The following is a 23,346-nucleotide window of genomic DNA, read 5'->3' as shown; positions in this document are numbered from 1 at the left end:
TGAAACTTTCTCACGCTTTATTCGTACTTAAAATAAGAGCGTTAGAAGGAGGCAAAATCATTGCTCAAATTTGGACAATTTATCTTAAGAAGTTTTCTCAATATAATCGTATTACTATCTACATGGACCATAAGTGAGTGGTATTTTGATGTAAATTTTTGGATTAGCTCTTTATTAGCAATATGCAGCTATTTCCCATCAAACTATATTATTAAGAACATTCAACAATTCCGATACTTAAAAAAAGTTGGACTAAGTCGTTCAGAATTCAAACATATTCAATCGCAATTAGATGAAGCACAAAGTGAGCTAAGAAATTTAAACCGCTATTATACTAAGGTCCGTTCGATTTCAACATTTAAACAAATGCTTGAGATGAATCGCCTTGCAAAAAGAATAGTAAACATTGTAAACAAAAACCCTAAAAAATTTTATCATGCCGAGCAATTTTTCTACGCTCATCTTCATTCTGCTAGTGAACTTACTGAAAAATACGCACTTCTATCATCTCAACCCATTAAGAGTTCAGATGTTCACTTAGCTTTACAAGAAACACGTGAAACTTTAGAAGATTTAAATAATATTATGCAAGAGGACCTTCATTCAGTACTTGCTACAGATATAGAAGAACTTAAAATGGAGTTAGATTTCGCACAATTATCAACATCCCAAAAACAAACTTCCGCTACTTTGAGAGGAGACTCTAAATGACTAATTCATCTTCCAATTCAGAAAAATCGATAGATGATTTACTTAATAATCCATTTGAACTACAACCCGAACCGATTCCATCTAGTGTTAAACCCGCTGAAAAAAAAACAGCTACCGTACTTGAACGTTTACCAGAAGAAGATCAGATTAAAGCAAAACAACTAGCTGATCAAATTCCCGTCGGCAATTATGAAACGATTTTAACCTATGGAGCAAATGCACAAAATGAACTATCTCGTTTTTCTCACCAAATGCTTGACCATGTACAAAGAAAAGACATAGGTCCAGTAGGTGATGTTCTGAAAGATTTGATGGAAAAATTAAATGAACTTGATCCAGAGGAACTCCAACAAGATAAAAAAAGTGGTATTCGCAAATTTTTCAGTCGAGTATCTCGTTCATTGCAAGAACTTATGACAAAATATCAAAAATTAAGCACACAAATAGATCGAATTGGTATTCAATTAGAACATTCTAAAGCAGGGCTTGTAGAAGATGTTCATATGTTAGATCAACTATACGAACAAAACAAAACCTATTTTCAAGCTTTAAATGTCTATATCGCTGCCGCTGAACTGAAAAAAGAGGAAATCGTCTCAGAAATGTTACCTAAATTAAAACAAAAAGCAGAGACGTCTCAAGATCAAATGGATGTACAAGAATTTAATGACCTAGCACAATTTGTGGATCGTCTTGAAAAACGAATTTACGACTTACAATTATCACGACAAATCACCATTCAAACAGCACCACAAATTCGAATGATTCAACAAACAAATCAAACATTAGCAGAAAAAATCCAATCTTCCATTATGACTGCTATCCCTTTATGGAAGAATCAAATTGCTATTGCATTAACATTAAATAATCAACGAAGAGCTGTAGAAGCTCAAAAACAAGTTACGAAGACTACCAATGACTTACTTCTGAAAAACTCTGAAATGTTAAAAGTGAATACAATCGAAACCGCTAAGGAAAATGAACGTGGATTAGTTGAAATTGAAACATTGAAGAAAACACAAGAAAATCTGATTTCTACAATCGAAGAAACATTACAAATTCAAGCAGATGGCCGTCAAAAACGAAAAGCCGCTGAAATTGAAATTGCACGTATGGAAGAAGATCTAAAACAACGTCTATTAGCTATTCATACAAAACAACAAGATAGATCACCATATTAGCTTTAACTTTTAAAAGGGAGAGGACAACTATTTGTCCTCTCCCTTTTTGTTTGGAATAATTATTGACTTTGAATGACAAGTGTAATCAGCTTTCGCAACAGTCTTACTGTAATTTCTGTAAATTTTTCAACATTATCTGCTGCGACTGTATGCGTACCATAGATCATATGGAACAGCTGTAATTGCTCCTCACCTGGCATCTCTGTATTTAAAAATAAATGAAGCACTTGAATATTCTGCTTTTCAGCTTCTAGAACTGCCTCTGCTGTATCTTTTACACCATTTTGTGCATAATCAAATGCCGATGGTTCCCCATCAGAAAATACGAGTAAGAAGCGATGTTTTTCATCACGGTGTTTTAAGCGTCTAGTCATCCAACGAATCGCAAATCCATCACGATTATCCTCATGCGAAGATAAAGACATAATAGCTGTACCACTATCTGCCTGTCCATCCTCTAATTTATGCAACCATTCAAAAGTATTTGGCTGAATTTCAGGTGTTGCTTCATAAGCATCCTCGTAAAAAGAAACCATTTCGTGAGGGATGTTCAATTGTCGTAATACATCGTGGAATAACAATACTGCTTTTTTCGTTTCATCCATTTTGTCCATCATGGATGCTGAGCCATCAATTAGTAATCCAAAAACGGCATTTAATGGCTTTGCTGGCGCATTTTTTTGATAAAATGGTTTTGGTCGATCCTCGAAAAGAAAGTTGACTAATTTTGAAGAATCTAGTCTACCTTTTGATAAATGCTCTCTTTTAGCTATTTCTTTTTGTGTAATTCGTTTACGAAACTCAGTCGTCAATGCTTTCACACTTGATGCTTGTTCTGCACGCCATGTTGCCAATGTAGTTAGTTCCTGTAATTCTTTTGTCTTATCTATTCTTTTTTCTTCAAAAACAACATTAACATTTTGTTCTCCATATTCTTTTCCTGCCTGTCGTTTGCCTCGAGGAAGTTTTTTTACTTCGTTCATTAAAGACTTCTGTGGTTTTGCATCCGTATTCGGAGCTCCACCTGTCCCCTCCTCTGATATTTCATTGCTGTCTTTACCTTCTTCTGCTTCTAAGCTTAACGCTTTACCCGCATTGCCACGTTCTAATTCATAACGTAAATGAACTCCTGTCTCTTCTTTCGTCTCTCTATGCCAAGTTCGGAATAGCTGTTCAATCGTATCTTTTTTATCTTGTCGATTGCCACATTCTTGGCCATTGACACCTTTATGTTCATGAAATTTAGCCGCTTCAGGAATAGAATCCATTAATGCGTAATAATTAAGCATTAGATCTTTTGTAATACTTTGCTCTACATAAGGCATCACTCGATAAATCAAATTAATACTATCTTGCGTCGATTTCACATCATAAATTTGTTGAAAGGGACTAAGTGCAGCTTCCAATTTTTCAGCTACTTCATTTTGAGGTAGTTTCATCATTCCTTCATGGGCTGCCAAATATAGATAATTTACGAAAGCATCTGCAACAAATCCCTTTTGACAATTGACTTCAAATCGATGTTTATGCGAATCAATATACGCACTTCTTCTTATTTGGAAAGCCTTTTTTGTTCCTGGCCGTTTTTTTACAACCATATCCATAAATCGAAATTCTTCAACAAGTAGAACCAACTGTTTGAATAACTTATTCAATGGATGATCTTGGATTTCTTCCTCAAAAGTTAGCCAGTCGTTAACTGAAAACTCTTGCCAAAATCCAACTGTAAGTAAATAAATATCCGAAAGCCTACCTAAATTCGTAGTCTCCTCATCACGATGACGCCAAAATACACTCATTGCAATTTGCTGCTCTTGTGGTTTCATCTCGATTAATTGACGTTCAGTTATAGACAGAAATGGAGCATTCGCAAGCGCTTTAGCGAGTTGTTCATAATGAAGCATTAATCGAGGATCCAATTGCTCGTTATTAAATTGTATAAATCGACTTAGATCGGCCATTTTAAAAACCTCACTTCATCCACGTTTTTGCTAACTCAATCACTAAATCTTTTTCACTTTGATCATCTAATTTTTCAGCAACTGCATAACGAATGGCTCTAAGCGGATCCATAAACTGAGCTAATTCTGTGGCATCAAGCAAACTTCGAATAGATGCAGCTTCTTCACTTAATAAGCCATTGATTACTTGTTGTTTTAAATCTTCTGCTATATTTAACATCAGTGTATGCAAATCATTTGATAAGCTTGGAAATCTCTTTTGCCATAATTCTTTTAACTGTTCCCCATTTAAATAAGGAGTGCTAAAAGAAACGAAGCGATTTTTTAATGCTTCATTCATTGGTGCTGTACCAATATACCCCTCATTGATTGCTGCTACCACGCTAAAATCAGGATGTGCTTGAATTACTTCACCTGTAAATGGATTTGTCAGCATGCGACGGTAATCCAATACACTATGTAAAATTGGTAAAGTTTCAGCTTTGGCCATATTAATTTCATCAATATATAGAAGATGACCTTGTTTCATCGCCTTTACAACGGGACCTTCGACAAATTCAATGATTGTTTGTCCATCTTTTTGTACCATTGTTTTAAAACCAAGTAAACTTTCAGCATCTAAATCCACTGAACAGTTAACACTGTGCATAGGTTGATTAAAAAAGTGAGATATTGATTCTGCCATTTTTGTTTTACCAGAACCCGCAGGGCCTTTTAATAAAACAGGTTTTTTTAGTGTTACACTTAATAGCACATCATCCCACAAATAATTATTAGGAGAAATATAGCCACCCTCTCCTATTAAAAGTAAATCTTCTCTAGCATGATTTCGATTTTTTCGTGTTGATTGTTCCTGCTGAATAATTTGTTGCATACTACCTTCTCCTTTCATTTGAACCAACTGTTCCTACTTTATACGTTCCGGAAAACCTCTAACTTAGTACGTCGAGGCATTCTTCCTTTAAAATTGCCAAATTAAAAAAGCTTTCCGCATCCGTTAGGTAAGCGAAAAGCTCATTCATTGCTTCGATTTATTCGAAGTAATCTTTGTAATAGCCACCAACATGACCAGTATTATCGATGACGAAATAGAATTCTTCTGTTTCGTTTTTCACTTCATATTCTTTTCCAACTGTTAATACATTTGAAACCAAATATTTTTTTGCATCAGTATGCTTACAAGTAACTGTTTTGACTGTTGGAGCTTCTTTCCAATTTAAATGAATCATTCTTTAAAACAACCTCTCTTAACTAAATACATATCTAAGTTATATTTTAAACGATTTCACTACGTTTGTCCTATAAATAAGAGGATTTTTTCAGAAAAACTTTGGTAAACGAAATTTTTAATAGCTATTAAAAGGAACTATGTAAAATTTATGTTACGATTATGAAAAGAATTTTCAGGAGGTGGCTTAGTTGGCATTTGGCGGTGTACCTATATGGTTTTTCATTTTAGCATTTGCTTTTTTTATCATATTTTTTATTGTTGCAGAATGGATAACAAGAAAATAAAGATTTTTTTCATCTTCAGTTTCTTCTTGTTTAAATCAATGAATGGTGTGGAATACTTACAGCAGAAACGATTTCTGATCTTGCGTAAAGGATGATTTCACTATGAGACTAACCATTCAGGGGAAGAAATTTATCACTAATTTAACAGCTGATAATAAGTACCACCTGCTCCGTTTTTATGCAGTAGCAGATCGAAACGGGATGCAGTTCGCTGCTGATATTGATACCCCGATTCATACCGATATCATTATGGAAGTAGAGGGACTTCATGTTGCACTCTCGCCAAAATTACTGCCTGTATTAAAGGACAAAATTATTCATTCCGAAACCGTCAATGGCATCACTGGGATTGTGTTGTTAGATGAAGAACATGCGCATTTAACAATATGAAAGACCGACATCACTGAGATGTCGGTCTTTCATATTAGTTCAACTCTTTAAATAATCAGCGATTACTTTTCCAATCTCAGCAATACATTTCTTTCCTGTAAAGCCATCTTCCCAGCCTTGAGTTAAAACGGCAACATATAATTTTTTATCTTGGTATTCGATAATTGCTACATCGTGATCTACACCTGTTAAACCACCCGTTTTGTGATAGTAATGAATTTCCTCATCAAATGTATAGGCTGGTAACATGTCTTCAAATTGTTGGTTACCTAAAATTCTACGTGCATCTTTTCGTTGCTCGTCATTTAGTATACTGTTTGATTCCCCTATTTGTTGAAGCATCAATATCATATCTTTTGCAGTTGTTGAATTGTCTAATCCTTTTAATACAGCATTTTCATCCATAAAATAACGTTCAATCTTACTTTCCTCACAACCAATATATTTCATCAACTGGTTTACTTTTTCCATTGTGTTTGCATATAACAAAGCATTCGAAGCAGTATTATCCGAAACGATAATCATTAACTCCATTAAATTCCGGTATGTAAACGGCAACTTTCCAGTTAAAAATGGAATAACCCCAGCCCCTTCAACAATTAACCGATCATGAATTACTGCGATGTCATCTATTTTGGAATACAAGTACAAGTAACTTGCAAGGAGAATCGGTATTTTAATCGTGCTAGCTGCTCGAAAGACTGCCTTTTCTTGATGATAAAAAGATTGCACTCCATCTATAATGGCAATTCCTATTTGTGCATTTGGATATGTTGAAATTATTTCATGACATTGCGAAACTAATTTTTGAAAAGTCATCTCCCATCACTCGCTATTCATTTGTTTGAAAATCTGCAATTGCATTTAAGAATATTTCTCCATATTTTTCAAGTTTATTTTCCCCTACACCATTAACGTCTAAAAATTCTTGATCATTTGTTGGTTTTTTTGCACACATATCTCTCAAAGATTTATCTGAGAAAATAACAAACGGCGGTACATTGGCTTCGTCTGCTAATTGTTTTCGAACAATTCTTAGTTCTTCAAATAACGGATCTGTGTCCGCTATTTGTTTTGTGACAATAACTCCTCTTCTTTCTACTTTCCGATTTGCGACAAGAACTTCTTTACCCTTTGGTGTCACATAAATGGTAGGCATCGTTCCTTGATTCACAGCTAATAAATCCTCAGCAATCATAAATTCCATGAAATTCGTCACTTCTTTAATAGTCATTTCTTTTAATAAACCATATGTTGATAGACTTTCAAATCCAAAACTACGAATCTTTTGATTTTTTGAACCCACTAAAACTTGTGCGACCATCGTTTTACCAAATTTTTGTCCCATTCGAATAGTACACGATAAAACTTTTTGGCATTCAAGCGTAACATCGAAAACTTCACGATCATCCATGCAATTACTACATTTTCCACATTTTTCTTCAGCTTCATCTCCAAAATAATTGACAATATACTGTTGCAAGCAATTTTCTGTATGACAGTAATCCACCATACTTTGCAGCTTTTGCAATTCTGTTGGTATCCTTTCTCGATCATCTGTTTGGTCGATTAAAAAGCGCTGTGTTTGAACGTCTTGTGGAGAATATAACAAAATACACTCACTTGCTAAGCCATCCCGGCCAGCTCTTCCCGCCTCTTGATAATAACTTTCCATATTCTTCGGTAATTGATAATGAACAACAAATCTCACATTGGACTTATCGATCCCCATTCCAAATGCATTTGTTGCTACCATTACAGAAGCTTCATCATGTAAAAATCGATTTTGCTCTGATTGACGTAAACCCTCAGATAAACCAGCATGATATCTTGCAACTGAGATGCCTGCTTTTTTTAGTACTCCATAAAGATGATCGACTGTTTTTCTAGTAGCAGCATATATGATCCCTACTTCATGCTTGTTTTTCTTTACCAATTCTTTTACATATCGTTCTTTATTTTGTCCTATAACTACTGAAAAACTTAAATTATCACGTGCAAATCCTGTCATAACTGTATTTTCTTCCTGAATAACTAATTGATGACAAATGTCTTCACGAACTGCTGGTGTTGCAGTTGCTGTTAGTGCAACAACTGTAGGTCTATGTGTAAAACGTTTTGTCAATCTACCGATTGCTCGATAGCTTGGTCTAAAATCATGGCCCCATTGTGAAATACAATGTGCTTCGTCAACTGCGATTAATGGAACTCTTAGTGAAGCGAGTAAGTTTGTAAAAGATTCCGATTCCAAACGTTCAGGAGCAATATATAATAGTTTGTAGTGACCCTCTTGTGCATTTCGCATAGTTTCTTGTAATTCATTTTGACTTAAAGACGAGTTAATATAAGCGGCTTCAATACCCATCTCTAGTAATGTATCTACTTGATCTTGCATAAGTGAGATTAATGGAGAAACAACAATCGTAGTACCTTCTAGCATGAGCGCTGGAATTTGATAGCAAACCGATTTTCCTCCGCCAGTTGGCATCACACATAAACTTGATTCACCAACTAGAACTTGCTCAATTATTTTTTCTTGTCCCAAACGAAATTGTTTGTAACCAAAAAATTGCTGTAAATAATGCTGTGCTTTTTCAATCATAGAATCGATCACCTTTCGTTTGTTATCCTTACATTATTGTACCATTTCAGCTCTCTTTTTGCCTTCAGAATTACAGTATTATCCATAAACATTCGAGCTTAATTCCTAGAATTTTGTGGGTTATTTTTTAAGCGTACTTTATTTTTTTGAAAAAATATATCTATAAATAAATTTCGGTTGAAAGTAAATTCATCTTTTTTACTTCTAATAAACTCTTTTCAGTTGATTTAAATAACCTTATAATAGATTAGCTGTAAAATTATATAAAGGAGTACACTGTTATGTGGTTTTTCTTTTCGATACTGACTGCTTTGGCATGGGGCGGTGCAGATTTATTCTATAAAAAGGGGTCTGACAGTAATGACAAGTACAGTCATTTGAAAATTGTTGTAATCGTCGGACTTGTAATGGGGATTCATGCTACTGGCTATATGCTTTATAAAGGCATCTATTTTCACCCATTTGATATGGTGAAATACTTACCAGTTTCTTTCTTCTACATTGCCTCAATGACAATCGGTTATGTAGGGCTACGTTATTTGGAATTATCTATTTCTTCACCAGTTCAAAATTCTTCAGGTGCTATTACAGCGATTTTACTATTTATCTTCTTCAAACAAGATTTAGACTGGGTTCATATCTTAGGTGTTGTAATTATTACAGTAGGAGTCATTGGAATTGCTATAGTTGAAAAACAAGAAGAAAGTAAAGTCATGCGCTTAAATAATGTTCAATTAGACAAAAAATATCAACTTGGCTTTATGGCTGTGATGTTCCCAATCATCTATGCATTATTAGATGGTGCAGGTACTTTCGCAGATGGAATTTATCTAGATGAATTAAAGTTAATGAGTGAAGATACTGCGCTTTTAGCTTATGAGTATACATTCTTTATCTGTGCGGTTGTTGCATTTATTTATTTAAAAGGCGTAAAGAAGGTTCAATTCAATGTTTTCAAAGAACCTAACAAAGCCTGTGCAGCGATTCTTGAAACAACAGGTCAATTCTTCTACGTTTATGCAATGAGTGCATATGCAATTATTGCTGCTCCACTAATTGCATCCTATAGTATCTTCTCCGTTATTCTTTCTCGAATTTTCTTAAAAGAGAAGTTAACGCCAAAGCACTATTTTGTCATTGCAGTCGTTATGATTGGTATTATTGTTCTGGGCGTTGCTGATGCTGACGAATTGTAAAAATCCTTTTTATTAGGCTATGTAAATTTATAGTGCTAATTTTCCCAAAAATACTAGACGCCTTACACAATAACTATTCTTTCGAAATATCAAAATCTCTATAAAAGAGGCAAATTGCATTATTGCAATTTGCCTCTCTTTTCTTCTAATAAAACATATTCAAACTGTTATGTATATTTGTTTTTAAAATAAAATACCATCAACACTACAATCACGATAAATACGCTAACCCCACCTACCATAATAAAACCCATAGTTTTCCCATATAATTTAATCTTTTCATTACTATTTTCACTTAATAAAGAACTTTGATGTTTTTCTATATATTCTGCTACATCAAGTGTATGTAAGAATTTCTCTTTGGAAAAATTATTCATTAATCGGATTTGTAAATTGTGATAGTAAATATCTGTCCATTTATTGGGATTAGTTTCAAATGGTTCTCCCATATTCCTTTCCCAAAAAGCTACACTTTGAGGATATTTATCGATAACATTAATAATATTTTCTTTATCATTAGGATGCTCAACTACATACTGAATTAACAACTTACGTAATTTGACAGGCTCTGTTATAGACAAGATCTGATCTAATACAGTCACAGTTTCTCCCCCTCTACATATATTCCTATCTATTGTATGATATAAAATCCTACACATATAGAGAGTTCACAAATTAGTAAGAATCTAATTTGGCTTCCGTTTGAAATAGAAATGAACAAGCATTACAGCTAAAGGTGGAAAGACAAATAAAATAACATGAGTGACTTTATAAATAATGAAGGTTGCAACTAAACTAATAAAAAAACTTACTACATACCAAAACCACATGAGGCTAACACGCTCCATATTCTTTTCTTTCAGTATACAACCATCATTTACTGCCTTCATCATTAAGTAATAAATTTCTTAGAAAATCCTTATCGTTATCTACAATTCGATAATATGAATACGGTTGAACATGATCCGTAAAAATGATGCGATTTTTATCATGATCAAACCAAACATTATAATTACTTATTACTAGATTTTGGTTATCATCTTTGAATTGAATATAATGCGTTTTTAAGTTTTCAACTTCTGAGGGAGCTAATTTAATATTACGACCATTATTAAAAGTATCTAGTGCTTTTTGATAAATATCTTCTTCACTTTCTGATTTTAATAATTGAATTGCACCTTCTTGATCAACTGTTCCTATTTGTACCGAGTGAATAGTCTCCATACAACCAGTTAATACCAAAAGAAGTATAGAAAAGCAAATCCATTTCAACCAGTTCATTGCATTCATCATTCCTCCATTTCATATTTATAATTCATTTATTCCCTTTTCAGTTCATTTTTATCAATAGAATATAATGATTATTAAGAATATTAAAACTCCCTATTTACTTTGTCGCTTTAAAGCGTTAAACTTGTTAACTATATAAATTAAAAAGACCGAAAGGAGAATTTCCATGAAAGATTTTTTCAATAAATTATTAACCGGTATGAGTATTGGGATTGTCGTTTCTTTAATCCCAAATGCATTAGTAGGGGAAATTTTTAAGCTTTTAATTCCACATGCTCCATTCTTACAGTCCATTTTGAATTTAACTGTTATAGCTATGAGCATGCTCCCCGCTATGATTGGGGTGATGGTTGGGGTGACATTCAAATTAACACCAATTCAAACAGCAAGTATCGGACTTGCCGCTGTTGTAGGTAGCGGGGTTATTACAATGAAAGATGGCATTATGACATTAGCAGGTATTGGAGTTGTGTTAAACACGGGAATCACTGCTGCTTTAGCAGTTCTATTTGTTCAATTTGTCGGTTCAAAACTTAAAGACTACACTATCCTCTTAATGCCAACATTATCTATTTTCATTCCTGGTCTTATTGGATATTCTATTTTACCTTTTGTTAAAAGTGGAACCGGATTAATAGGTACGGGTATTCAATATGTTACAAACCTACAACCGATTTTAATGGGCGCAATTATTGCTGTTATTTTCTGTGTATTGATCTTATCCCCTCTTTCAACTGTAGGCGTAGCGACGGTAATTATGCTTTCAGGAATCGGGTCAGGAGCAGCTAACCTTGGCGTCGTTTCTGCTGGGGTAGGCCTTTGTATTGCAAGTTACAGAGCGAACTCACTTGGTACAGCTCTTGCACATGTACTTGGGTCGCCCAAAATTCAAATGCGTAATTTCTTTATGAAACCAAAAATTGCATTCCCTATGATTATTACGGCAGCCATTTTAGGTGCATTTGCAGGTGTATTCAACATTCAAGGTACACCAATGAGTGCTGGATTCGGGTTATCCGGATTAATCGGACCATTAAATTATATTAATCTGACTTCCGATGGTTGGACGACATCAAATATTACCATTATGATTTCTATGTTCTTCGTACTTCCAATCGTTTTAAATACGGTATTACTCCGTTTATTTGAACATAAATATAAAATGATTGAATCGAATGACTACAAAATTTCAATCGAATAATACTAGAAGTGACCAATTGATGCTTTGGACATTTTTTAACTAAGTAATTCAGTTTAACATTTATTAACGGAACACAAGTTAGGACAAAGGACCGTCTCATAAGGTTTTAATACTTATGGAACAGTCCTTTATATGTTTAGAGCCATTTCTTTTGTTTTGATATCTTTTCAACAATCCATTTTTTCTGAAAATTGATATTTTTATACGATTGATTTAATTGAGCGCGAAAAAGTAAACCATGCTAATTTTTCAGGCTATATTCATTCAAAGTTCCAAATCACCTATTCGCACTAACCTCAGCACACCTCTTTTGTCTCCAACGGTTCGTTATTCGGGTGGCTTCCTATTCGTAGCAAAGCAAAGTCTTCTTGTGTTTTGTGAGTATTGACAAAATATCGATTATTTTCACATATAAACACCCCTATTTTATATCACATATTTTTCAAAGTAATTTCAATCTTATAATATATTTTAATCCAAACATCCGTTCTAACCTTCTTTTTCATGCTAAAGTATGTTTAGGAGGAATATATATGAAAAACAAATTTCGAGCTATACTTTTTACCCTTATTAGCATTTTATTGCTAACTGGTTGTACAAATGCATTGGATGATGGAACTTCAACAGATCTTTCTAATACAAAACCGGTTACAACTTCAACTGATCAAGTGAGTGTACATATAATTGATGTCGGACAAGGTGATTCCATTTTTATCCAAACCCCAAAAGAAAACATAGTGATTGATGGAGGAAATAAAGGTAAAGGTGAAACAGTTATCGAATATTTAAAACAACATGGTGTGAAACAACTAGATGCTGTCATTTCCACACACCCTGATGCGGATCATATTGGTGGTTTAGCTGATATTATAGATGCTTTCCCTGTTAAATCTGTATACGCACCACGAATTACACACACAACAATCGCCTATCGTAATTTTCTACAATCAGTAAAAGCACAGAGTCTAAAAATTAAAGTAGCAAAAGAAGGTGTCGAAATTCCAGTTGACGAACAATCATTAGACCTACACTTTATAGGTCCAGTAAAGGATTACTCAAAAAGTGATCTAAATGACTGGAGTGGCGTATTATTAATGCAACATGGTGATAAAAAATTCTTATTCACTGGGGATGCAGAAACTCCGGCTGAAGAAGATATGCTTGCAGCTGGTCTAATTCCAAAAGTTGATGTTCTGAAAGTGAGTCACCATGGTGCAAAAGAAGCTTCGAATGCTGATTTTTTAGCAGTTGCAAAACCTACTTATGCAGCAATCAGTGTAGGTGAAGGCAATCGCTATCATCATCCAACAGACGAAGCCTTAAGTCGTTTAAATGCAGTTCATGCGAAAATCTACCGAACCGATCAACATGGAAGTATTGTCTTTACATCAAATGGCTCAACAATTTCTGTAAAGGTGGAGAAATAATTGATAAAAGGGATCATTGACCGTTTCGAAGGTGATTTGGTCGTCATCGAAATTGAAAATAGTACAATTAATTTCCCAAAAGAAAAACTACCTAAAGAAGTAAATGTTGGTGATCAAATTATCATAGATGGGGACCACATTGCATTGGATACTGAGGGAACAAAGAAATTAAGAGAAGAAATTGACGCTATGGCAGATGATCTGTTTGAGGAATGAGAATATTACTGGAGTGATGCTAAGTTTATATTGCTTTCTAGAGTACACATCTGTTATGATTACAACACATAGGTAAACCATGTAAGTATATATCATATAAACGTAAGAGTGAGAAATCGAATTGATTTCTCGCTTTTTTTGTTGTGATTAAAGGAATTGTGTAAAATATTCGAGGCTTTAATGGTTATTTTCAGTTGTTTTTTGTGAAATGTTTTGAGCATTTAAAGGTTATTAGGTGATTTTGGATCCACTTTAGAAAGTTATTACATGTTTTTAAGTTGTGTATTTTAAATGTTTGAATTTTATATTTGATTCACTCGCCTATTTGTTTGCTCGACTCTTACTCATTACCAACAAAGCTATCCCCTAATAGGTGAGATGTCTCTATCCTTAGCTTCTTTCTCCAATATTAGCGTGTACAGTTATTAAAATAAAAACATCCAATCAAATTCAATTGGATGTTTTATAATCTATTTTAAAACATAATCAGCTAAGACACTTTGAATTTTATAGATGTTCAATGTTTTATTAAATTTCTTTTCGATTGGTTGTGCACCATTGGATAGCCAAATTTTTAATTCCGCTTCGAAATCAAAGGTTCCTGCTGTTTCAATTGAGAAGTGTACTACACTTTTGTATGGAATCGAATGATATTCGGCTTTCTTGCCAGTCACGCCTTGTTTATCAATCAAAAGTAAACGTTTATCTGTAAATACAAACAGATCTCGAATCAATTTATAGGCTTGCTCTACTCTTTCATTCTTTGCTAATAAATCTTTTATCTCAGATTCAATGGCACTTAAATTCACTTCTGATGCATTTCCCATTAAACCATCGAATAATCCCATACACAACTCCTTTTCTACATTAAATTAGTATTTCTTTTAAAAAATCTGCCATTAATCATTGCAACTGAATTCAATAATGTTTCCCATCATTTTTTGCTCAATTAACAAATTAAAGATGGATTTGAAGAAAGTTTTCATTACCATTTTATTATTGAGTATTCAACTATTATTCCGTAACTTTTGATTTTCCGCTAACAAATTTCAACAATGCATAAAGTAATTCTGGCATTTCCTCAAATGCACTTTTTACATGTAACCGCTCTGAAATTTGATGTGCATCTTTGCCAAATGGTCCCACATTTAATACTGGTGCTGAAAACTGCGCCATTTCCTGTAATGGAATATCATATGTTTTGCCCCATACTGGTGTGTTTTTTTCATATGTTTGCCAGTCCTTATCAGCATGGAATTGGCAATAACTTAGATCGCAAATCCCATTAAAATAATGAATTTGTTGTAGTGGTATATTATATTTTTTAGATTCTTCAAGTAGTAAAGAGATGGCACCTTGTATTAATGGATTGTCTGATGAATTTGCAGCTGGATAATATGGCGGTGCAAACAACAGTACTACTGCAGGAGCTAATTCTTGGCAATGTATCATTAACTGATCCGCTATTCGTAACGACATTTCACGATCATCTAAAGCTTTGTTTGCAATTACATTTGCTGTCAACTCAGATACCTTTTCTCTCCCCAATTTTGTCACTGCATGTTCATGTAATTCTTCAAAGCGTAGCACCCGGATTTTACCTACACCTTTTATCCCCTGTTTTGTACAAACATCATCATAACGTGATTGACATTTTTTCATGGCTTCATTTGCTACATCTTCAAAAATAGACATAATCTCTTCAGCACTTCGTTTCATCAAGAAAACATTGTACAACGCAACTGCTCTATAAGGAGTTTGAGTGGAGTATTGGTCTTTTAAATCTTTTAGTTGTAAAGAAACAGGGAGTGGTGTGACCTCTCCATATTCACTCTCAATAAACTTATCATTCCACTCCATTTCTGTTGTAAGAAAAGCACTCATAAATGGTGCCGTCATCCCTTTCAACGGCTCTCCTACATGTGTTTCCTTTCCATAAAATAATGCTGCAGGCATGATTTTACCAATTGTTCCTGAATAAATATATTCCTGTAAATCGGTAGGATCTTGTGAAAAAGAAGGTTCGCTGTTCAAAAATAATACGATATTTAAATCTAGATCATTTTGTAATTCATTAATATGCTTTACTGCTTGACGCATACCTGCAGAGTTTACTTCTTCATCAGGTACCGTTACAAGTAATAGATTGATAGGCCATTGTTCTTCAATCGCGCGTTCTATCATTTGCATATGAAGTGCAAGGCCCATCTTCATATCCATTACACCTCGGCCAAACAAGTAATCTCCAGATTCTAAGTCCTTTTTAGCAGATTCGTTTAACATATCTGGATTAGACAAAAATGCATTTGTTAGTTCTTCTGGCATTGTTGCTAATGGCATCAAAGATCCATACTCTTCAATTTGAACAGTATCAAAATGACTGATAAGTACAACCGTTTCTTGCACATTTTCTTGTTTGTACAAAGCAGAAACAACTTGTCTGCCATGATCCACATCACATAGATTTAAATACTCTGGATATTTTTCAAAGTATGTTAATTGTTGAAGTTTTGCTTGTAATTTCGTGGAAAATTGTTGTTCTCCTTGCGTTAAAGTTTGACTTTCCCAACTAACGAGCTCACTAAGCAACATACGTAATTTTTCTGGAGAATTCCATCTCATTTCCCCCACCATCCCTCTAATTAGACTTTTCTTCTCCATTAATCGCAATAAAAAGACCATAAAAAGGAAAAAGTATAATTTGAATATATGAAAGATTTCTATAGTGGTCAATATCAACTTTTGGAGAATTTCAGGCGATTTATTATTTTTAAAAAAGTGATTATAAATAATGATATTCCATATTTTAATAAGTAGAAATTTTCGAAAAATAAAATTACTACTTTACTTCAAATTTATTTGTTGTTTAATAATTTAATGCTTACAAGATTAGCTACTTCCGGAAAAGTGTCTTGAATTCGATTAGAAGAGACTTGTACTTTGTCACCAATCCTTATTTTTTGTTTGACATGATGCAATGGAAACCATGTTCCATTTTTATGTTTCTTCACTATCCCATTTGAAGATAATTGTGACAAATCTTCATCAGAAGCATTATTTACAACCAAAAATTTATCATCTTCAATTGCTACAACCAGACCAATTTTCAAGAAATTCCCCATTTCTTTTGATTTTTTAGGGATATCATATTCTCCTTGAAGATTTGCTATCTTTTTAGGATATTTTTCACTTAGGTAGTTCATTGCATCTTGTTCTAAGGAAGTTATTACGTGTAATTCGTAAGCATCTTTATGTTTTTTATAATAATCAGAAACAAGTTGATCAAAAGCTGCAGTTTTTATAGCTTGTGGTTTTATATATTGATCGATCATTTGCTGTTCAGTTAATCTTAAAAACCCAAGTAATTCTTTAAATTCTTCTTTCTTTTTAGGGTCTTGCTTTAGTTCTTCAAGATTCCCTAAAAACTCCTTTTCTTTATTATTTATCTCATTTTCAGTTAAAACAATTCCTTTATTTAATGCATAAGCATAGTTTGCATCATGCTGTAAAGAATCATAGAATGCTTTATATTCGGCCTCCTCAACTGATAATGTATTCTGATGCAACTGAGATTTTATGTTGATATCAAAGATATTTTTTTCAAGGATTGGAACTTCATTTGCAGTATGATTTTGGGAATCAATTATTTGGGTGAAAATAAATAAAAACATACAACCAGTTACAAATAGAGTTAAAATACCGTATCCCCATTTACTTTTATCTTTTTTTGTAGTTTGATTTTCAATATGCCTCAAAACATTCGTCACAACTTTTTCTTTACTCTTAATAAGATTATTCAAGTCTTCAAAATCAATTTTATTCATTTAACAGCACCTCCCATTCATATTTTTGCAGTTGTGTTTTCAAAAGTTGTTTGCTTCTTCTAAGTCTAGTTTTCACTGTACTCTCAGGAATTTCTAATAATTTAGAAATATCTTTAATAGACATTTCTTCAAAATAAAAATAAATAAGCGGTTCTCTCTGCTTCAAGGGGAGCTTCAGAATAGCTTCTCCTAATATTGATTCTTCATCTTTTCTGATTAGATTGTCCAATTTCTTTTGACTGTGTTTGCTAAATAACCTGTTTTGTAATTGGATTTTCCGGTATGACCAGCTTTTTAAATAATCTTTACTTTTATTAACAACTATCTTTGAGAGATATGCATTTAACTCACCACGCTCTTCATATCTGTTTCTATCTTGATAAAATTTAATAAAAGATTCTTGAACAATATCTTCTGCAATATGTAAGTCTTTTACGTAATAATAAGATAATCGTAATAAAGATTCTGTATGTTGATTCATAATTTTTTCTAATTCCACAATATTTATCAAATTTTCCATCTACTCCTTTCTTTGTATTTTAAACGAATCTCAATATGAATAAGTTTGTTTTTACAGAATTTATTTTTTATTTGTTTTGAATCAATTTCATAAATGTTTGTGTTTTTTAACTGAGGAGAACAAAGTTTAATTACTTCGCCTTTTGTTTTACTTTATCTTGAGCCAGTATATAGCTATCATCTAACTAGTATGTTTTACAAACTAGTGAATGTATGATACAGTATTTTCAACTAGTATGTATTACTACGTAGTGAGGTGAGTAAATGAAGGAGACGCAATTATTAAAAGGTGTACTTGAAGGATGTGTTTTATCAATTATTAAACAACAACCAGTATACGGATATGAACTTGTACAAATGATGCGTAATTATGGGTTTACAACCATAGTAGGTGGAACGATTTATCCTCTAATGCAAAAGTTAGAAAAACAAGGGCTAATTAAAACTAAGGAGCTCGCTTCACCAGATGGACCGAATCGAAAATACTTCTTTATTACGCCTGATGGAGAACAACAATTAGAAGGCTTTAGAGAACAATGGAGTTCGTTGATTGTAAAAGTGAATCGAATTTTAGAAAAGAACGGAGAGTGAATGGGTTGAAAAATGATGCAGCCAAACAATTAGTGAAGCAAAATAATAAGTATAGAGAACAGCTATCCCCAGAAAATAAAGTATATTATGAAGATATTCTACTATATATGCGAACATTTGGAATTTTCTATGATGAATTAGAAACAGAACGACAATTAATGACGATATTACAAGATATTTTAGAAGCACAAAAGCATGATGAATCGGCAGAAGAGTATTTCGGTAAAAATCCGAAAGAAGTTGTCGATCAACTGACAAAGCAATTTGATAAACCTTCATGGAAATCGATTTTTAAAATAAGTGGTTGGATTTTTTTAATCAGTACGTTTTACACCATTGTCGGTAGTTTTACAGCACCAACATTACAGGTAAATGTATTTGTTATATTGTTGAATGGGATTTTTTCAGTTGCATTGGTTTATGGTATCTTTAAATTGTTACATCTGAGTGTTTATATAAAAATACAGTTACCCAAATTATTAAAATTTTTCGTTATATGGATTTTAGCAACGATTCCATTTGGATTATTTGTCCTCATTCAACTTTATACACCGAAACAAGGAATTGTAAAAATTACTGCCCCATTTGATTGGATTGCCATTCTTGCTATTTTAGTCATGGTAGTTGTTTATGTAATATTCAAAAAGAAACAAGAATTTTATGGAGGACTTGTTTTTGTTATTACTTTAGGAATTTTTGGTTTATTATTAAGGATCCCTCAAACGAAGGAATTTTTCCAAGATGGTAAAAGCCAAACTTTTGTCGTTCTTGGCAGTATTATGCCCATTGCTCTCTTTGTACTTTTCGAATGGTTACTTCTCAGAAAAATGAAAGAGGAAAATTAGTGGATCAATTTCATTAATCCATTTTCGGTTTTTAAATAATTAGTATCCACACATTTGGATGTTCCGTTACGTCTCAATATATGGGTAAAATTATAAAAAACCTACATTCGACTTTTACATCAAAATGTAGGTTTTTTATTATTGAATTTTCCCTAATGAAAATTAAGATGCTTTTACTTTACCGGTGATAGTTCACTTTCGATAAGCCATTGGTAATTTTTCACTTCAGTTCCACCATTTGTTGGCGTATAGTTCACCATATACACTGTTGTTTTCTTACTTGAATCGATAGTAGCCATGGCTCCCTTCATACCTGGTAAATGGTCAGCTTCAAGCGTTACTTTAGCTCCTGGTTGAAGTGTTTTATTATCAGCACTTCGAATCTCTTCCTGAATTACCCATTTGTGATTTTTTACCACTGCACCACCTGTTGTTGGTGTACCTGTTGTTGATGTACCTGTTGTTGATGTACCTGTTGTTGTACCTGTTGTTGTACCTGTTGCCGGTGTGTATGTTACTGCATAAGCAACTGTGTCATATGCGCCAACAATAGTAGCCTTTGCCCCCTTCATACCCTCCACAAAGTTTGCATTGATGGTTACTTGACTACCATCAGGATACTTAGGATTCACCGCTTTTTTCACGCCATTCGGAACAATACCTGTAGTCGATTGATTCATATCGGTATGATCATTTGTAAGATTATGATCTGGTGTAGTTGGCGCTGGTGTGGTTGGCGCTGGTGTTGTATTGTCGTGCGTAGTCAAATTATCATCAGGGGCTACGTTTACATTCTTATTTGCTTCGTTCTTACCTGTGGGAGTGGTGCCACAAGCAGATAAACCCAAGACTGCAACAAAAGATAGGATTACCATTAATACATTCTTTTTCATGCTATTCCTCCATACATTCAGCTTTTTGTAACCTTACACTAAAATTATTCCCATTCACTCGAAAATTAAACATAGGTCAATTAAGTCAAATGAAAAATTTTAAAGGCATATTTAAGAGTAATTAGCATGTGCTTTGTATAAAATAGTTGGTAGAAGTCAATCATTTTCAAGGATCAATTCTACCTGTGCAATAATTTCAATTCCATGTATTGCTTGTGTAGCAAGACGGTCCGCTTCTGTGTTCATTTTTCTTGACACATGTTCGTACTCTGGTTGAATACCTAATTTTTTCAGCTTATCATCAATACGGTCAGCCCACTTTGCTAACTCAGGTTCGAGCACTGCCCAATCACCATTCATCTGACTAATTACTACTTGAGAGTCTCCGATAAACCTGATTGGCATCGTTTTTACATTTAAAAGTTCGAGTTCAATAATACTTAAATGAAGTGCAGCATATTCTGATTCGTTATTTGAATCTAGTCCAACTGTTTGCGCATTTTTTCGAACACGATATGGCTTTCCATTCTTTTCAAAGTAAATAACACATCCTAAACCTGAGATACCTGTCCCTATATCAAATCCACCATCAAAATATACCGTAATATTATGAGGTTCTCCTTCGACTTCTTTTAAATACCTTTTCATCTCTTTGATGGTCCAAGTACTATCAAATTGATCGATAAAAGTAATTCTCTTCGCACGGCCCGTTTTTTCCAAATCTTGAGCAATCTTCAGTCCTTGTTCTGCTGGTATTTCGTCTGAACGAAATAAGGTTTCGGTTCCTTTTGGTGTCCTGTATACCCATTCAATCGTAATATTCATCACAGGCCCTCCTACATCAATAAAATGCTAATTTGATTTAATTTCTTTTTATTTTCTCCATTGTCGTCAATAAATATGAAAAAGATTCGAAGTAGTTGTTAAAGTTAAGGCTTTGTTTGTTTAAAAAAACCGTTATTTTTCAACCGTTTGCTACAGGCGATCTCTTTCTACTGTAATTTCCACCATCCAATATTTCATATAACAAAGCCAAAATCAAAAAACTGTAAATAAACTTTTACCTTTAAGTTTACCTACAGTTTTTTCAGTTTTACCGTCTTGTAATTATAAATACACCACCGCAATGTGATATCGGATGAAACTCACATTGGCAGAATTCTTTCAATAATGGATGTATTTCTTCTTCAACAAAATAAAATTCATCTTCGTCCCAATAATTAATACTTTCTTCTCTACAAGTTCCGAGTTGTTCCCTTGTCTTGAAGGCAATATCACCAATTATTATTTCCCCACCCTCTTCTAACAGAGACAATAAGTTCCTAATAAAAGAAATTTTTTCTTCATCTGATAAGTGGTGTAATGTATATGTGCTGATGATAAAGTCATACTTAGTGTTTTTTAAAGAATTGGGGAATCCCTTCGAAACATCCCATTCCATTAATCGTGCAGTCGGCATTTTAGCTTGTGCAATTTTAATCATCTCTGAAGAAAAATCTAGACCATCTATACTGTGTCCCTCTTCAAAGAGCTTACTCGTTAGCACAGCTGTACCAAATCCTATATCCAAAACTTTGGATTGTTTCTTTTGCATAATTTCATTGAAAATGGTATTTAAAATCGTTTTATATCCTGCAAATGGATAGTGATTATTTTCTTCACTTAATTGTACTGTTTTATCATAATCATTTGCCCATAAATTAAAACCTTGTTTATTTAACATTTATGCTCCTCCTATTATTCAAGCGAATAATTGAGCACTAATTATTATTCGCTAAGTTTTCCCTTTAAAATTTTGTTCTCTTTGATATCGATTAAGTTTTTCATAATTATTCCTCCTTACATAATAATTAGAATATTACCATAATTATGTACATTTTAAAACTATTTATTAGATACTAATTTTAATAGACAAAAGCCCCTTCCTATGGAAGAGGCAAAATTGATTCACTTATAAAATATTATTTATGCGTTTTCTTCCTTCATTTGCATTATGAATGATCTCATCAAACAATTCCTGTACAGTAGGGATATCATTGATTAGCCCCATAACCTGACCAGCCCATCCAAAACCTTCTTTTATATTACCTTCGTAAATATATTTACGATTCGCTCGACCACTAATCATATCTTTTAAATCTTCGTAAGTAGCTTCTTTTTGTTCAAGATTTACAATTTCTTCAGTAAATTCTGTTTTTAATGCTCGCCCGGGAGCACCTAAAGATCTTTCGATTACAATTGTATCGGTTTCCTTTGAATTAATAAGTGCTTCTTTATATGCATCATTGGCATGAACGCATTCTTTTGTCGCTATAAAACGTGTCCCCATTTCTATACCTTCAGCACCAAGTGCAAATGCAGCAAGTAATCCTCTTCCATCGCCAATTCCTCCACTAGCTAATACTGGTATTGACACAGATTCGGCTACCCTTGGTACAAGTACAATTGTTCCTAAATCTTCTCTCCCTAAATGGCCACCGCCTTCTTGTCCAACTGCCATTACAATATCAGCCCCAAGTTGTTCTGCTTTTTGTGCTTGTCTAACACCAGAAACAAGAACCATTGTTTTGATACCTTCATCCTTCACTCTTTCCAGCACAGGTTTTGGGTTACCACCAGTAATCGAAATAGCTGACACCTTTTCCTCAATTGCCACTTCCAACAAATCTTCGTATTTTCGATCATGTCTTGAAATTGCAAAATTCACACCAAATGGATTTTTGGTTAATGTGCGAACCTTATGAATCTCTTCACGAAGTTTTTCTGGAGTCCCTAAAGTTGCAGCAGTAATTTGACCTAGACCGCCTGCATTTGAAACAGCCGCAGCAAGTTCTGCATAAGCTAAATAAGCAAGTCCTCCTTGAATGATTGGATACTTAATCCCTAATAATTCTGTTACACGTGTTTTCAAACAATACACCCCCGCCGTTATTAAAAACATGATTTATACACCATTAATTATACATAATATTCTGATATTGTTA

Annotated in this window: 24 protein-coding genes; 9 read left to right on the top strand and 15 right to left on the bottom strand. The window is 33.5% G+C overall.

Going from position 1 to position 23,346, the window contains the following annotated elements:
- The first annotated feature begins 60 nt into the window (after positions 1-60).
- Both ACIQ4I_RS00990 and ACIQ4I_RS00985 read left to right on the top strand, forming a co-directional pair.
- Positions 61-711: a 5-bromo-4-chloroindolyl phosphate hydrolysis family protein gene (locus tag ACIQ4I_RS00990; protein WP_403091979.1), complete on the top strand. Its 651-nt coding sequence runs from the start codon at positions 61-63 to the stop codon at positions 709-711.
- On the top strand, positions 708-1,892 hold the full coding sequence (locus tag ACIQ4I_RS00985; protein WP_403091977.1) for a toxic anion resistance protein: 1,185 nt from the start codon (positions 708-710) through the stop codon (positions 1,890-1,892). Before ACIQ4I_RS00990 ends, ACIQ4I_RS00985 begins: the two co-directional genes overlap by 4 nt.
- A 59-nt stretch (positions 1,893-1,951) precedes the next feature.
- On the opposite strand, the gene ACIQ4I_RS00980 is transcribed toward ACIQ4I_RS00985, so the two are convergent.
- From ACIQ4I_RS00980 to ACIQ4I_RS00970, 3 genes are all read right to left on the bottom strand, one after another.
- Complete coding sequence (locus ACIQ4I_RS00980) at positions 1,952-3,853, bottom strand: vWA domain-containing protein (protein WP_403091975.1); 1,902 nt, start codon at positions 3,851-3,853, stop codon at positions 1,952-1,954.
- A gap of 10 nt (positions 3,854-3,863) precedes the next feature.
- Positions 3,864-4,727: an AAA family ATPase gene (locus ACIQ4I_RS00975; protein WP_403091973.1), complete on the bottom strand. Its 864-nt coding sequence runs from the start codon at positions 4,725-4,727 to the stop codon at positions 3,864-3,866.
- Positions 4,728-4,884: 157 nt separating this feature from the next.
- Positions 4,885-5,082: a DUF6501 family protein gene (locus tag ACIQ4I_RS00970; RefSeq protein WP_403091971.1), complete on the bottom strand. Its 198-nt coding sequence runs from the start codon at positions 5,080-5,082 to the stop codon at positions 4,885-4,887.
- Between the two features lie 388 nt (positions 5,083-5,470).
- Here ACIQ4I_RS00970 and ACIQ4I_RS00965 point away from each other — a divergent pair, with 388 nt between their 5' ends.
- Positions 5,471-5,758 (top strand): hypothetical protein, encoded by a 288-nt coding sequence (locus ACIQ4I_RS00965; protein ID WP_397538399.1) that lies wholly within the window; start codon positions 5,471-5,473, stop codon positions 5,756-5,758.
- A 39-nt stretch (positions 5,759-5,797) separates the two neighbouring features.
- Here ACIQ4I_RS00965 and ACIQ4I_RS00960 read toward each other — a convergent pair whose 3' ends face one another.
- Complete coding sequence (locus ACIQ4I_RS00960; protein WP_403091969.1) at positions 5,798-6,577, bottom strand: serine hydrolase; 780 nt, start codon at positions 6,575-6,577, stop codon at positions 5,798-5,800.
- A 13-nt stretch (positions 6,578-6,590) separates the two neighbouring features.
- Positions 6,591-8,360: a DNA helicase RecQ gene (gene recQ, locus ACIQ4I_RS00955; RefSeq protein WP_403091967.1), complete on the bottom strand. Its 1,770-nt coding sequence runs from the start codon at positions 8,358-8,360 to the stop codon at positions 6,591-6,593.
- Between the two features lie 281 nt (positions 8,361-8,641).
- On the opposite strand from recQ, the gene ACIQ4I_RS00950 reads away from it, so the two are divergent.
- On the top strand, positions 8,642-9,556 hold the full coding sequence (locus ACIQ4I_RS00950) for an EamA family transporter (protein WP_403091965.1): 915 nt from the start codon (positions 8,642-8,644) through the stop codon (positions 9,554-9,556).
- Between the two features lie 167 nt (positions 9,557-9,723).
- Here the strand turns inward: ACIQ4I_RS00950 and ACIQ4I_RS00945 are convergent, their stop codons facing one another.
- Both ACIQ4I_RS00945 and ACIQ4I_RS00940 read right to left on the bottom strand, forming a co-directional pair.
- Complete coding sequence (locus ACIQ4I_RS00945) at positions 9,724-10,158, bottom strand: hypothetical protein (protein ID WP_403091964.1); 435 nt, start codon at positions 10,156-10,158, stop codon at positions 9,724-9,726.
- A gap of 271 nt (positions 10,159-10,429) precedes the next feature.
- Positions 10,430-10,846 carry a hypothetical protein gene (locus ACIQ4I_RS00940; protein WP_403091962.1) on the bottom strand — a complete coding sequence of 139 codons (417 nt, stop codon included), beginning with the start codon at positions 10,844-10,846 and terminating at the stop codon, positions 10,430-10,432.
- A 166-nt stretch (positions 10,847-11,012) separates the two neighbouring features.
- Here ACIQ4I_RS00940 and ACIQ4I_RS00935 point away from each other — a divergent pair, with 166 nt between their 5' ends.
- The 3 genes from ACIQ4I_RS00935 to ACIQ4I_RS00925 all read left to right on the top strand — a co-directional run bounded on the left by ACIQ4I_RS00935 (position 11,013) and on the right by ACIQ4I_RS00925 (position 13,690).
- On the top strand, positions 11,013-12,047 hold the full coding sequence (locus ACIQ4I_RS00935) for a PTS sugar transporter subunit IIC (protein WP_403091961.1): 1,035 nt from the start codon (positions 11,013-11,015) through the stop codon (positions 12,045-12,047).
- Positions 12,048-12,580: 533 nt separating this feature from the next.
- Entirely contained in the window at positions 12,581-13,474 is an 894-nt protein-coding gene (locus ACIQ4I_RS00930) for a ComEC/Rec2 family competence protein (RefSeq protein WP_403091959.1), read from the top strand.
- Complete coding sequence (locus tag ACIQ4I_RS00925; protein ID WP_403091957.1) at positions 13,475-13,690, top strand: DUF3006 domain-containing protein; 216 nt, start codon at positions 13,475-13,477, stop codon at positions 13,688-13,690.
- Between the two features lie 470 nt (positions 13,691-14,160).
- On the opposite strand, the gene ACIQ4I_RS00920 is transcribed toward ACIQ4I_RS00925, so the two are convergent.
- The 4 genes from ACIQ4I_RS00920 to ACIQ4I_RS00905 form a co-directional block, all read right to left on the bottom strand.
- Positions 14,161-14,538 carry a PH domain-containing protein gene (locus ACIQ4I_RS00920; RefSeq protein WP_403091955.1) on the bottom strand — a complete coding sequence of 126 codons (378 nt, stop codon included), beginning with the start codon at positions 14,536-14,538 and terminating at the stop codon, positions 14,161-14,163.
- Positions 14,539-14,704: 166 nt separating this feature from the next.
- Entirely contained in the window at positions 14,705-16,312 is a 1,608-nt protein-coding gene (locus ACIQ4I_RS00915) for a M20/M25/M40 family metallo-hydrolase (protein ID WP_403091953.1), read from the bottom strand.
- A 233-nt stretch (positions 16,313-16,545) separates the two neighbouring features.
- Positions 16,546-17,514, bottom strand: a complete 969-nt coding sequence (locus tag ACIQ4I_RS00910) for a DUF3221 domain-containing protein (protein WP_403091952.1) — start codon at positions 17,512-17,514, stop codon at positions 16,546-16,548.
- Positions 17,507-18,034, bottom strand: coding sequence for a sigma-70 family RNA polymerase sigma factor (locus tag ACIQ4I_RS00905; protein ID WP_403091950.1), 528 nt, complete (start codon positions 18,032-18,034; stop codon positions 17,507-17,509). Before ACIQ4I_RS00905 ends, ACIQ4I_RS00910 begins: the two co-directional genes overlap by 8 nt.
- Positions 18,035-18,297: 263 nt before the next feature.
- On the opposite strand from ACIQ4I_RS00905, the gene ACIQ4I_RS00900 reads away from it, so the two are divergent.
- Both ACIQ4I_RS00900 and ACIQ4I_RS00895 read left to right on the top strand, forming a co-directional pair.
- Complete coding sequence (locus ACIQ4I_RS00900) at positions 18,298-18,624, top strand: PadR family transcriptional regulator (RefSeq protein WP_403091948.1); 327 nt, start codon at positions 18,298-18,300, stop codon at positions 18,622-18,624.
- A gap of 5 nt (positions 18,625-18,629) precedes the next feature.
- On the top strand, positions 18,630-19,469 hold the full coding sequence (locus ACIQ4I_RS00895; protein ID WP_403091946.1) for a DUF1129 domain-containing protein: 840 nt from the start codon (positions 18,630-18,632) through the stop codon (positions 19,467-19,469).
- Between the two features lie 173 nt (positions 19,470-19,642).
- On the opposite strand, the gene ACIQ4I_RS00890 is transcribed toward ACIQ4I_RS00895, so the two are convergent.
- The 4 genes from ACIQ4I_RS00890 to ACIQ4I_RS00875 all read right to left on the bottom strand — a co-directional run bounded on the left by ACIQ4I_RS00890 (position 19,643) and on the right by ACIQ4I_RS00875 (position 23,273).
- Positions 19,643-20,362 (bottom strand): YdhK family protein, encoded by a 720-nt coding sequence (locus tag ACIQ4I_RS00890; RefSeq protein WP_403091945.1) that lies wholly within the window; start codon positions 20,360-20,362, stop codon positions 19,643-19,645.
- A 156-nt stretch (positions 20,363-20,518) separates the two neighbouring features.
- Positions 20,519-21,187 (bottom strand): reverse transcriptase-like protein, encoded by a 669-nt coding sequence (locus ACIQ4I_RS00885; protein WP_403091944.1) that lies wholly within the window; start codon positions 21,185-21,187, stop codon positions 20,519-20,521.
- Positions 21,188-21,455: 268 nt separating this feature from the next.
- Entirely contained in the window at positions 21,456-22,085 is a 630-nt protein-coding gene (locus ACIQ4I_RS00880) for a class I SAM-dependent methyltransferase (RefSeq protein ID WP_403091943.1), read from the bottom strand.
- 228 nt (positions 22,086-22,313) lie between these two features.
- A complete protein-coding gene (locus tag ACIQ4I_RS00875) occupies positions 22,314-23,273 on the bottom strand; it encodes an NAD(P)H-dependent flavin oxidoreductase (protein WP_403091942.1) in 960 nt (319 codons plus the stop codon).
- Positions 23,274-23,346 lie beyond the last annotated feature (73 nt).

This window comes from Rummeliibacillus sp. NPDC094406, from assembly GCF_044763875.1.
GTDB lineage: Bacteria > Bacillota > Bacilli > Bacillales_A > Planococcaceae > Rummeliibacillus.
Note: the sequence above shows the minus strand (reverse complement) of the source record. Positions and strands in the feature narration are given on the sequence as shown.

Excerpts from the sequence above, each read along its gene's own strand:
- ACIQ4I_RS00985 (WP_403091977.1), top strand. The coding sequence starts at position 708 with ATGACTAATTCATCTTCCAATTCAGAAAAATCGATAGATGATTTACTT.
- ACIQ4I_RS00980 (WP_403091975.1), bottom strand. The coding sequence starts at position 3,853 with ATGGCCGATCTAAGTCGATTTATACAATTTAATAACGAGCAATTGGAT.
- ACIQ4I_RS00975 (WP_403091973.1), bottom strand. The coding sequence starts at position 4,727 with ATGCAACAAATTATTCAGCAGGAACAATCAACACGAAAAAATCGAAAT.
- ACIQ4I_RS00970 (WP_403091971.1), bottom strand. The coding sequence starts at position 5,082 with ATGATTCATTTAAATTGGAAAGAAGCTCCAACAGTCAAAACAGTTACT.
- ACIQ4I_RS00965 (WP_397538399.1), top strand. The coding sequence starts at position 5,471 with ATGAGACTAACCATTCAGGGGAAGAAATTTATCACTAATTTAACAGCT.
- ACIQ4I_RS00960 (WP_403091969.1), bottom strand. The coding sequence starts at position 6,577 with ATGACTTTTCAAAAATTAGTTTCGCAATGTCATGAAATAATTTCAACA.
- recQ (WP_403091967.1), bottom strand. The coding sequence starts at position 8,360 with ATGATTGAAAAAGCACAGCATTATTTACAGCAATTTTTTGGTTACAAA.
- ACIQ4I_RS00950 (WP_403091965.1), top strand. The coding sequence starts at position 8,642 with ATGTGGTTTTTCTTTTCGATACTGACTGCTTTGGCATGGGGCGGTGCA.
- ACIQ4I_RS00940 (WP_403091962.1), bottom strand. The coding sequence starts at position 10,846 with ATGAATGCAATGAACTGGTTGAAATGGATTTGCTTTTCTATACTTCTT.
- ACIQ4I_RS00935 (WP_403091961.1), top strand. The coding sequence starts at position 11,013 with ATGAAAGATTTTTTCAATAAATTATTAACCGGTATGAGTATTGGGATT.
- ACIQ4I_RS00930 (WP_403091959.1), top strand. The coding sequence starts at position 12,581 with ATGAAAAACAAATTTCGAGCTATACTTTTTACCCTTATTAGCATTTTA.
- ACIQ4I_RS00920 (WP_403091955.1), bottom strand. The coding sequence starts at position 14,538 with ATGGGATTATTCGATGGTTTAATGGGAAATGCATCAGAAGTGAATTTA.
- ACIQ4I_RS00915 (WP_403091953.1), bottom strand. The coding sequence starts at position 16,312 with ATGAGATGGAATTCTCCAGAAAAATTACGTATGTTGCTTAGTGAGCTC.
- ACIQ4I_RS00910 (WP_403091952.1), bottom strand. The coding sequence starts at position 17,514 with ATGAATAAAATTGATTTTGAAGACTTGAATAATCTTATTAAGAGTAAA.
- ACIQ4I_RS00905 (WP_403091950.1), bottom strand. The coding sequence starts at position 18,034 with ATGGAAAATTTGATAAATATTGTGGAATTAGAAAAAATTATGAATCAA.
- ACIQ4I_RS00900 (WP_403091948.1), top strand. The coding sequence starts at position 18,298 with ATGAAGGAGACGCAATTATTAAAAGGTGTACTTGAAGGATGTGTTTTA.
- ACIQ4I_RS00890 (WP_403091945.1), bottom strand. The coding sequence starts at position 20,362 with ATGAAAAAGAATGTATTAATGGTAATCCTATCTTTTGTTGCAGTCTTG.
- ACIQ4I_RS00885 (WP_403091944.1), bottom strand. The coding sequence starts at position 21,187 with ATGAATATTACGATTGAATGGGTATACAGGACACCAAAAGGAACCGAA.
- ACIQ4I_RS00880 (WP_403091943.1), bottom strand. The coding sequence starts at position 22,085 with ATGTTAAATAAACAAGGTTTTAATTTATGGGCAAATGATTATGATAAA.